This window comes from Duganella sp. Dugasp56, from assembly GCF_047304105.1.
Classification (GTDB): domain Bacteria; phylum Pseudomonadota; class Gammaproteobacteria; order Burkholderiales; family Burkholderiaceae_D; genus Rugamonas; species Rugamonas hordei.
Genome location: NZ_JBGLYQ010000027.1, coordinates 92,878 through 102,868, shown reverse-complemented (window position 1 = coordinate 102,868; position 9,991 = coordinate 92,878). Strand labels below are relative to the sequence as shown.

Sequence of the window (9,991 nt, the reverse complement as noted above, 5' to 3'; positions counted from 1 at the left end):
CCGGCGCCCCCCGAGCTCTCCCCCCTGCATTGCGGGGGCCGGGTGTGTTGTGTATATGAGCCCGTTGTGATACTCCTAAAAAGAGACGCGGCGTTTTTTTACCGTTGGGGGTGCTGGGGGGGGGGGGGCTGCTCCGGGGGGTTGGCGCCTTTAACCCCGGGCGGGGGGGCTACCCGTTTAGCGCCGCCGCCCATCCTTCCCCTTCCAGCCCATGACCATCACCCTGACCAGAAAAATCGCCGGCGCCGTCGCCGCCGCCGCCGTGCTCGGCGGCGCAAGCTATGCCTGGCTGCACTTCCATCGCGCGGGTCCCGGCCCGGAATTCATCAGCGGCAATGGCCGCATCGAGGCCACCGAGATCGACGTCGCCGCCAAGCTGCCGGGGCGGCTGCAGGACATCGCCGTCAACGAGGGTGACTTCGTGGCCGCCGGCCAGGTGCTGGGCCATATGCAGGTGCTGTCGCTGCAGGCCCAGCATGACGAGGCGGTGGCCATGCGCCAGCAGGCGATCGCCGGCGTCGCCAGCGCCGACGCGCTGGTGGCGATGCGCCAGAGCGACTACCAGGCCGCGCAGGCGCTGGTGGTGCAGCGCGAAAGCGAACTCGATGCGGCGCAGCGGCGCCTGAACCGTTCCGAGACGCTGGTGCTCGAGGGCGCCTCGTCCGAGCAGGAACTGGACGACGACACCAGCCGGGTGCGCGCCACGCGGGCGGTGATCCGGGCGGCCCGGGCGCAGGCGGCCGCTGCCCGCGGCGCGATCGACGCCGCCCGCACCCAGGCCGCCGGCGCGCGTTCGGCGGTGACGGCGGCCGAGGCCACGGTCGCGCGCATCGCCGTCGACATCGCCGACAGCGCGCTGACGGCGCCGCGCGCCGGCCGGGTGCAGTACCGCATCGCCCAGGCCGGCGAAGTGCTGGCCGGCGGCGGCAAGGTGCTCAACCTGGTGGACTTGAGCGACGTCTACATGACCTTTTTCGTGCCCGAACAGGCGGCCGGCAAGCTGGCCTTGGGCGCGCCGGTGCGGGTGGTGCTGGACGCCGCGCCGCAGTACGTGATCCCGGCGCAGGTGTCGTTCGTCGCCAGCACCGCGCAGTTCACGCCCAAGACGGTGGAGACGGCCAGCGAGCGCCAGAAGCTGATGTTCCGGGTCAAGGCGCAGATCGAGCCGGCGCTGCTGCGCAAGCATTTCAGGCTGGTCAAGACCGGCCTGCCCGGCGTCGCCTGGGTGCGGCTGGACAGCCAGACGCCGTGGCCGCCCGAGCTGGAAGTGCGGGTGCCGCAATGACCAGTGCTGCGGCCGCCGCCAGTCCCGCCCCCGTGGCCGAGCTGCGCGGCGTCGCGCTGCGCTACGGCAAGGCGGTGGCGCTGGCCGGCGTCGACCTGGCGCTGCCGGCCGGCTGCATGGTCGGCCTGATCGGGCCGGACGGGGTCGGCAAGTCCAGCCTGCTGTCGCTGCTGGCCGGCGCGCGCATGGTGCAGCAGGGCGAGGTGCGGGTGCTGGGCGGCGACATGCGCGCCCTGCGCCACCGCGACGCCGTCTGCCCGCGCATCGCCTACATGCCGCAGGGACTGGGCCGCAACCTGTATCCGACGCTGTCGGTGGAGGAAAACCTGCAGTTCTTCGGCCGCCTGTTCGGCCACGACGCGCCCGGGCGCCGGCGCCGCATCGACCAGCTGACGGCCGCCACCGGACTGGCGCCGTTCCTGCAGCGGCCGGCCGGCAAGCTGTCGGGCGGCATGAAGCAAAAGCTCGGCCTGTGCTGCGCGCTGATCCACGATCCCGACCTGCTGATCCTCGATGAACCGACCACCGGCGTCGATCCGCTGTCGCGCGCCCAGTTCTGGGACCTGATCGACGGCATCCGCGCCCAGCGCGCCGGCATGAGCGTGCTGGTGGCCACCGCCTACATGGAGGAAGCCGAGCGCTTCGACTGGCTGGTGGCGATGGATGCGGGCCAGGTGCTGGCCACTGGCGCGCCGCAGGCGCTGCGCCTGCGCACCGGCACGGCCACGCTGGAGGCGGCCTTCATCGCGCTGCTGCCGGCCGACAAGCGCGGCGGCCACCAGGCCGTCACCGTGCCGCCGTTCCAGGCGCCGGCCGACGGCGACGGCATCGCCATCGAGGCGCAGGGGCTGACCATGCGCTTCGGCGATTTTGTCGCCGTCGACCACGTCGACTTCCGCATCCGCCGCGGCGAGATCTTCGGCTTCCTCGGCTCCAACGGCTGCGGCAAGTCGACCACGATGAAAATGCTGACCGGCCTGCTGCCGGCCAGCGCCGGCAGCGCCCTGCTGTTCGGCGCCCGGGTCGACGCCGGCGACATGGCGACCCGGCGCCGGGTCGGCTATATGTCGCAGGCGTTTTCGCTGTATGGCGAACTGACGGTGGCGCAGAACCTGGTGCTGCACGCGCGCCTGTTCAGCGTGCCCGAGGCGGACATCGCCGCGCGCGTGGCCGACATGGCGGCGCGCTTCGGCCTGGCCGGCGTGATGGACACGCTGCCGGAGCGGTTGCCGTTGGGCGTGCGCCAGCGCCTGTCGCTGGCGGTGGCGATGGTGCACCGGCCCGAGTTGCTGATACTGGACGAGCCCACCTCCGGCGTCGACCCGGTCGCGCGCGACCTGTTCTGGCGCCTGATGATAGACCTGGCGCGGCGCGACCATGTGACGATCTTCATCTCCACCCATTTCATGAACGAGGCCGAGCGCTGCGACCGCGTCTCGCTGATGCACGCGGGGCGGGTGCTGGTCAGCGCGGCGCCGGCCGCGCTGGTGGCCGAACGCGGCGTCGCCACGCTGGAGCAAGCCTTCATCTCCTACCTGCGCGAGGCTGCGGCTGCGGACGACTCGGCGCCATCGGCCACACCGGCATCCACGACCGCCTTGCCGCCCGCGCCGGAGACCACCCCGCAAACACGCTGGCGCCGCAGCCTGGGGCGCGCCTACAGCTACACGCTGCGCGAGACGCTGGAGCTGCGGCGCGATCCGGTGCGCGCCACGCTTGCGCTGCTGGGTACGGCGATCCTGATGTTCATCATCGGCTACGGCATCAACATGGACGTGGAAAACCTGTCCTACGCGGTGCTGGACCGCGACCAGAGCGGCCTGAGCCAGAACTATGCGCTGAACCTGTCCGGCTCGCGCTACTTCATTGAGCATGCGCCGCTGGCCGACTACGACGACCTGGACCGCCGCATGCGCAGCGGCGAACTGGCGCTGGCGATCGAGCTGCCGCCCGGTTTCGGCCGCGACATCGAACGCGGCGTGCCGGTGGCGGTGGGCGCCTGGGTCGACGGCGCGATGCCGATGCGCGCCGAAACCACGCGCGGCTACGTGCAGGGTATGCATCAGGGCTGGCTGGCCGACCTGGCGCTGCACCGGCTGGGCTCGACCACGGCCGGCGCCGGCGCGCTGGAGACGCGCTACCGCTACAATCCGGACGTGCGCAGCCTGCCGGCGATGATACCGGCGGTGATCCCGATGCTGCTGATGATGATACCGGCCATGCTCAGCGCGCTCTCGGTGGTGCGCGAAAAGGAACTGGGCTCGATCCTGAACCTGTATGTCACGCCGGTCACGCGCGTCGAGTTCCTGCTCGGCAAACAGATCCCGTACATCGGCCTGGGCATGCTCAACTTCGCGCTGCTGACGCTGCTGGCGGCGACGGCCTTCGGCGTGCCGGTCAAGGGCAGCCTGGCCACGCTGACCCTGGCCGCGCTGGTGTACGTGCTGTGCTCGACCGGGCTGGGCCTGCTGGTGTCGACGTTTACCCGCAGCCAGATCGCCGCGCTGTTCGTCACCATGATAGGCACCATCATCCCCTGCGTGCAGTTCGCCGGGCTGCTCAATCCGGTCTCCGGGCTGACCGGCGCCGGCGCCGTGATCGGCCGCATCTACCCGGCCACCCATTTCCTCACCATCAGCCGCGGCGTGTTCAACAAGGCGCTGGGGCTGGGCGACCTGGCCGGTTCGCTGTGGCCGCTGCTGCTGGCGGCGCCGCTGATCCTGTCGGCGTCGGTGCTGCTGCTGAAGAAACAGGAAGGCTGACCATGCGCGTTCCCCTGGCCACGCGGCTGGCCCACATCTACCGCCTCGGCGTCAAGGAGCTGTGGAGCCTGCTGCGCGATCCGGCCATGCTGGTGCTGATTGTCTACACCTTCACCGTCTCGATCTACGTGGCCGCCACGGCGATGCCGGAAAGCCTGCACAACGCGGCCATCGCCATCGTCGACCTGGACGGCTCGCCGCTGTCGGCGCGCATCGCGTCGAGCTTTTATCCGCCGCATTTCCGCTCGCCGGTGCTGGTCAGCGCGGCGCAGGCGGACGCCGGCCTCGACAACGGCGACTACACTTTTGTGCTGGCGATCCCGCCGGACTACCAGCGCGACACGCTGGCCGGCCGGGCGCCGGACATCCAGCTCAATGTCGATGCCACGCGCATGAGCCAGGCCTTCACCGGCAACGGCTACATCCAGCAGATCGTCGCCGCCGAGGTCGGCGATTTCGCGCGCCGCCACCAGGCCGCCGCGCCGCCGGTCGACCTCGCGCTGCGCATGCGCTTCAATCCCAACCTTGAGCAGTCCTGGTTCGGCTCGCTGACCGAAATCATCAACAACGTCACCATGCTGTCGGTGATACTGACCGGCGCGGCGCTGATACGCGAGCGCGAGCACGGCACCATCGAGCACTTGCTGGTGATGCCGGTGACGCCGGTGGAGATCATGCTGGCCAAGATCTGGGCCATGGGCCTGGTGGTCGTGCTGGCGGCGCTGGCGGCGATGCTGTTCATCGTGCAGGGCGCGCTGCAGGTGCCGGTGCGCGGCTCGGTGGCCCTGTTTGTGCTGGTGGCCGCGCTGCACCTGTTCGCCACGACTTCGATGGGCATCTTCCTCGCCACCTTGGCGCGCAGCATGCCGCAATTCGGCATGCTGATGGTGCTGGTGCTGCTGCCCTTGCAGATGCTGTCGGGCGGCACCACGCCGCGCGAGAGCATGCCCGAACTGGTGCAATACCTGATGCTGGCCGCGCCGACCACGCATTTCGTCGCGGCCGGCCAGGCCATCCTGTACCGGGGCGCCGGCATCGACGTCATCTGGCCGCAGATGCTGGCCATCGCGGCGATCGGCGCGGTGCTGTTCGCCGGCTCGCTGCGCCGCTTCCGCAACACCATCGCGCAGATGGCTTGACGGCGCGCCGTTACGCAGTCGCAGGCAATTTGGCGATCAACTTGTCGAGCGTGATCGGATAGTCGCGCACGCGCACGCCGGTGGCGTTGTAGACGGCGTTGGCGATCGCCGCGCCGACGCCGCAGATGCCGAGCTCGCCCACGCCCTTGGCTTTCATCGGCGACGAGATCGGATCGGTCTCGTCCAGGAAGATCACTTCCTGGTGCGGGATGTCGGCGTGCACCGGCACCTCGTAGCCGGCCAGGTCGTGGTTGACGAAGAAACCGCCGCGCTGGTCGATGACCAGCTCTTCCATCAGCGCCGCGCCGACGCCCATCGTCATCGCGCCGATGACCTGGCTGCGCGCCGATTTGGGATTCAAGATGCGGCCGGCCGCGCACACGGCCAGCATGCGCCGCACGCGGATTTCGCCGGTGTAGATGTCCACGCCGACCTCGGCGAAGTGTCCGCCAAAAGTCGACTGCTGGCATTTTTTATCGAGGTCGCCGTATTCCATGAGGTCCTCGGCCACGACATCGCCATCGGCCGCCGCCTGCGCCAGCGGCATCGAGCGGCCGCCCGCCTGCACCGTGCCGCCGGCAAACGCCGCGCCGGCCGGATCGAGGTCCAGCTTTTGCGCCACCGCGTCGCGCAGCTTGACGCAGGCCGCGTACACGCCCGCCGTCGAGCTGTTGCCGCCCCACTGCCCGCCCGAACCGGCCGAGACCGGGAACGACGAGTCTCCCAGTTTGACGACGACCTTGGCCAGCGGCACGCCCATCATCTCGGCCGCCGTTTGCGCGATCACCGTGTAGCTGCCGGTGCCGATGTCGGTCATGTCGGTTTCCACCGTGACCACGCCGTTGCGGTCCAGCCGCACCCGCGCCGCCGACTTCTGCACCAGGTTGTTGCGGAAGGCCGCAGCCACGCCCATGCCGACCAGCCAGCGGCCGTCGCGCGTTTTGCCCGGTTGCGCGCTGCGCTGGTTCCAGCCAAATTTGTCCGCGCCGGTGCGCAGGCATTCCACCAGCCGGCGCTGCGAAAACTTGCGGTCCTTGTTCGACGGATCGGAGGTCGTGTCGTTGATGATGCGGAACATGACCGGATCCATCTTCAGCTTCTCGGCCAGCTCGTCCATCGCGATTTCCAGCGCCATCAATCCCGGCGCCTCGCCAGGGGCGCGCATGGCGTTGCCCTCCGGCAGATCCAGCACCGCCAGCCGCATTTTGGTCATGCGGTTGGCGCCGGCGTACAGCAGCTTGGTTTGCTGCACCGCCGTCTCGGGCTTGCCGTCGGGCAGATCGCCGGACCAGCTTTCATGGCCGATGGCGTTGATCTTGCCTTCGCGGCTGGCGCCGATGCGGATGCGCTGGATGGTGGCTGGACGGTGCGTGGTGTTGTTGAACATCAGCGGGCGCTGCAGCGCGACCTTGACCGGACGTCCGGCCGCCTTCGCCCCCAGCGCCGCCAGCAAGGCTTCCGCGCGCAGGAACAGCTTGCCGCCGAAGCCGCCACCGATGTAGGGCGAGATCAGGCGCACGTTTTCCTTGGGGATGCCCAGCGTCCTGGCCATGTCGCCCTTGCTCCAATCTATCATCTGGTTCGCGGTCCAGACCGTCAGCTTGTCGCCATTCCAGACCGCGATCGACGCGTGCGGTTCCATCATCGAGTGGGACTGGTCGGGCGTGGTGTAGGTCGCGTCCAGCTTGAGCGGGGCGGAGGCAAAGGCGCCGGCGAAATCGCCGACCTTGCTGTCCTTGTTTTCCTTGTCGGGATGCGGAGCCGCCTTGTCCTTGGCCTTGGCCAGGTCGTAGGCGCCTTTTTCGGCCGCATATTTCATCTGCACCAGCTGCGCGGCGGCGCGCGCCTGTTCGAAGGTTTCCGCCACCACCAGCGCGACGGCCTGGTGGTAATGCTGGATGTCCGGTCCGCCCAGCAACTTGGCCGTGTTGAATTTACCCTTGCCCAGCTTGCCGGCGCTGTCCGCCGTGACGATGGCGATGACGCCCGGGGCGCGCCTGGCCTCGTCCAGCGACATCGAGACGATGCGGCCCTTGGCGATGGCCGATCCGACCACGTAGCCGTAGGCGGCGTTGGGCGCCGCGGCGTGCTGCTCATACGCATACGGCGCGGTGCCGGTGGTCTTGCACGGGCCGTCGATGCGGTCGACCGGCTGGCCGACCACCTTCAACTGGTCGATGGGATTGGTGGTGGCGGGCGTGGTGAATTTCATGCTGTCAGCCTTTCTTCGCTTCCGCCAGCACCGAACTGAGCGTACGCTGGACCAGGGGAATCTTGTATGCGTTTTCGTGCGTGGTCTTGGCGCCGGCCAGCAGTTGCTCGGCCACCGCCTTGCCTCCTTGCGGCAGGCTGGCGTCGGCCGCCGGCAAGCGCCACGGCTTGTGCGCGACGCCCCCCAGCGCCACGCGTCCGCTGCCGTCGCCCTGCACCACCGCCGCCACCGACACCAGCGCGAACGCGTACGACGAGCGGTCGCGCACCTTGCGGTAGATGTGGTTGCCGCCCAAAGGCTTGGGCAGGGTCACGCCGGTGATCAACTCGCCGGGTTGCAAGGCGTGTTCGATCTGCGGCGTGCTGCCGGGCAGCTTGTGAAAATCGGCGATCGGGATGGTGCGCACCGATCCATCCGGCCGCACGGTTTCGACGTTCGCGTCCAGCAACTGCATGGCCACCGCCATATCGCTCGGATGGGTGGCGATGCAGGCATCGCTGACGCCGACCACCGCGTGGTTGCGGCTGTAGCCGGCGATGGCCGAGCAGCCGCTGCCGGGCTGGCGCTTGTTGCAGGCCTGGTTGGTGTCGTAGAAGTACGGACAGCGGGTCCGCTGCAGCAGGTTGCCGGCGGTGGTGGCCTTGTTGCGCAGCTGGGCCGACGCGCCGGCCAGCAAGGCGCGCGACAGCACGCCGTAGTCGCGCCGCACGCGTTCGTCGGCGGCCAGGTCGGTGTTGCGCACCAGCGCGCCGATCCGCAGCCCGCCTTGCGAAATGGCCTCGATCTTGTCCAGGCCCAGGCCGTTGACGTCGATCAGGTGCGGCGGCGTTTCAATTTCCAGCTTCATCAGGTCCAGCAGATTGGTGCCGCCGGCGATGAACTTGGCGCCGGGCGTGCGCGCGGCCGCAGCGGCGGCTTCGGCCGGCGATTGCGCGCGCTGGTAGGTGAACACCTTCATGCCGCCCTCCCCGCCACCTCGGTGATGGCGTCGATGATGTTGGAGTAGGCGCCGCAGCGGCAGATGTTGCCGCTCATGCGCTCGCGCAGTTCGGCCGCGCTGAGCACCGGCTTGGCGTTCAGGTCGGCGCTGACGTGGCTCGGTATGCCCTGCTTGATTTCGTCCAGCACCGACACGGCGGAACAGATCTGCCCCGGCGTACAGTAGCCGCACTGGTAGCCGTCGTGCTTGATGAAGGCGGCCTGCATCGGATGCAGCTTGTCCTTGTTGCCCAGCCCTTCGATGGTGGTGACCTTGGCGCCGTCGTGCATGACCGCCAACGTCAGGCAGGAATTGATGCGACGGCCGTCGACGATCACCGTGCAGGCGCCGCACTGGCCGTGGTCGCAGCCTTTCTTGGTGCCGGTCAGGTGCAGGTGTTCGCGCAGGGCGTCGAGCAGCGTGGTGCGGGTGTCGAGATTGAGCTGGTGGGTCTGGCCGTTGACTTGCAGCGAGGTCTTGGCCAGGACGGGAGGCGGATTGTTGCTTGCCGGTGTAGTGGCTTGTGCGCTTGCAACGGCGGGCACGGCGGCGGCCGTTGCGGAAAGTGCGCCGGCGATGAGCAACTCGCGCCTGGCAACGTTAATATCGCTGAAATCGTTCATGTCGATCGCATCCTCTGGTGTAGTGGCAGCTGGCGATGGACATGGTAAGCGGATAACTGTTAAGCCGACGCACGGTTGTCAACCGAGCGTGCTATAGCGCACGTACCTCGTCTTCCGTGAAGCCGGCCTTGAGACGCGCTTCGATGTTGAACGGGCCGCGCAGCGTCGGCGCCTTGTAGCGCACGGCCAGCTCGGCGTAGGTGGCGCGCGGCTCCAGGCCGCGCTGCTGGCACAGGTGGCCGTACCAGCGGTTGCCGATTTCCACGTGGCCGATCTCGTCGCGCAGGATGATGTCGAGGATCCTGGCCGCTTCAAGGTCGCTGGCCTGGGCCAGCTTGGCGCGCAGCGGTGGAATCGCGTCGAGGCCGCGCGCCTCCAGCGTGCGCGGCACCAGCGCCATGCGCGCCAGCACGTCCTCGGTGGTCTTGCCGACCATTTCCCACAGGCTGTCGTGCGCGGGGAAGTCACCGTATTGATATCCTAGCGTCTGCAAATGGGCGGACAGCATGGCGAAATGCGTGGCTTCCTCGGCCGACACGCGCAGCCAGTCGACGTAGTATTCGGACGGCATGTCCGGGAAGCGCCACAGCGCGTCCAGCGCCAGGTTGACGGCATTGAATTCGATGTGGGCCAGCGCGTGGATCAGCATGGCGCGGCCTTCGACGGTGGCCATCGAGCGGCGGCCTACCTGCAGCGGCGGCACCAGCTCCGGCCGCGCAGGACGACCAGGGATGGCGGCCTGCGGCTCCAGCGCGGCGCCCTCGGCCAGTCCGCAAGCGCCGGTGGACCAGGCCGCGTCCATCGCCGCCACCGCCATGACTTTGGCGGCCGGATCGGCTTCCAGCAGGCAATGCAAGGCGTAGGCGCGTAATTCCTGGGGGCTTGGGGGCATCGTGTAAACTCTGGCAACTATGGAAAGCGCGCAGTGTATCAAATTTATTTGGCACTGCACGAAGCGGGCGTGTCGATTTGGCGGCTGGTCGTTCGTCGT

At 68.7% G+C, this 9,991-nt stretch carries 7 protein-coding genes; 3 read left to right on the top strand and 4 right to left on the bottom strand.

Features of this window, described 5'->3' with window-relative positions; all coding sequences use genetic code 11:
- The first annotated feature begins 211 nt into the window (after positions 1-211).
- From ACCD07_RS19600 to ACCD07_RS19590, 3 genes are read left to right on the top strand one after another with little or no spacing between them, the layout of a single operon-like run.
- Positions 212-1,285: an HlyD family secretion protein gene (locus ACCD07_RS19600; RefSeq protein WP_353398898.1), complete on the top strand. Its 1,074-nt coding sequence runs from the start codon at positions 212-214 to the stop codon at positions 1,283-1,285.
- Positions 1,282-4,047 carry a ribosome-associated ATPase/putative transporter RbbA gene (gene rbbA / locus ACCD07_RS19595; protein WP_413448305.1) on the top strand — a complete coding sequence of 922 codons (2,766 nt, stop codon included), beginning with the start codon at positions 1,282-1,284 and terminating at the stop codon, positions 4,045-4,047. Before ACCD07_RS19600 ends, rbbA begins: the two co-directional genes overlap by 4 nt.
- A gap of 2 nt (positions 4,048-4,049) precedes the next feature.
- Complete coding sequence (locus ACCD07_RS19590; RefSeq protein WP_413448304.1) at positions 4,050-5,186, top strand: ABC transporter permease; 1,137 nt, start codon at positions 4,050-4,052, stop codon at positions 5,184-5,186.
- A 10-nt stretch (positions 5,187-5,196) separates the two neighbouring features.
- Here the strand turns inward: ACCD07_RS19590 and paoC are convergent, their stop codons facing one another.
- The 4 genes from paoC to ACCD07_RS19570 all read right to left on the bottom strand — a co-directional run bounded on the left by paoC (position 5,197) and on the right by ACCD07_RS19570 (position 9,892).
- Positions 5,197-7,398 (bottom strand): aldehyde oxidoreductase molybdenum-binding subunit PaoC, encoded by a 2,202-nt coding sequence (paoC, locus tag ACCD07_RS19585; protein WP_413448303.1) that lies wholly within the window; start codon positions 7,396-7,398, stop codon positions 5,197-5,199.
- Between the two features lie 4 nt (positions 7,399-7,402).
- Positions 7,403-8,356: an FAD binding domain-containing protein gene (locus tag ACCD07_RS19580; protein ID WP_413448302.1), complete on the bottom strand. Its 954-nt coding sequence runs from the start codon at positions 8,354-8,356 to the stop codon at positions 7,403-7,405.
- Positions 8,353-9,000 (bottom strand): aldehyde dehydrogenase iron-sulfur subunit PaoA, encoded by a 648-nt coding sequence (gene paoA, locus ACCD07_RS19575; protein WP_413448301.1) that lies wholly within the window; start codon positions 8,998-9,000, stop codon positions 8,353-8,355. Before paoA ends, ACCD07_RS19580 begins: the two co-directional genes overlap by 4 nt.
- A 91-nt stretch (positions 9,001-9,091) precedes the next feature.
- Positions 9,092-9,892 (bottom strand): ferritin-like domain-containing protein, encoded by an 801-nt coding sequence (locus tag ACCD07_RS19570; RefSeq protein ID WP_413448300.1) that lies wholly within the window; start codon positions 9,890-9,892, stop codon positions 9,092-9,094.
- Positions 9,893-9,991 lie beyond the last annotated feature (99 nt).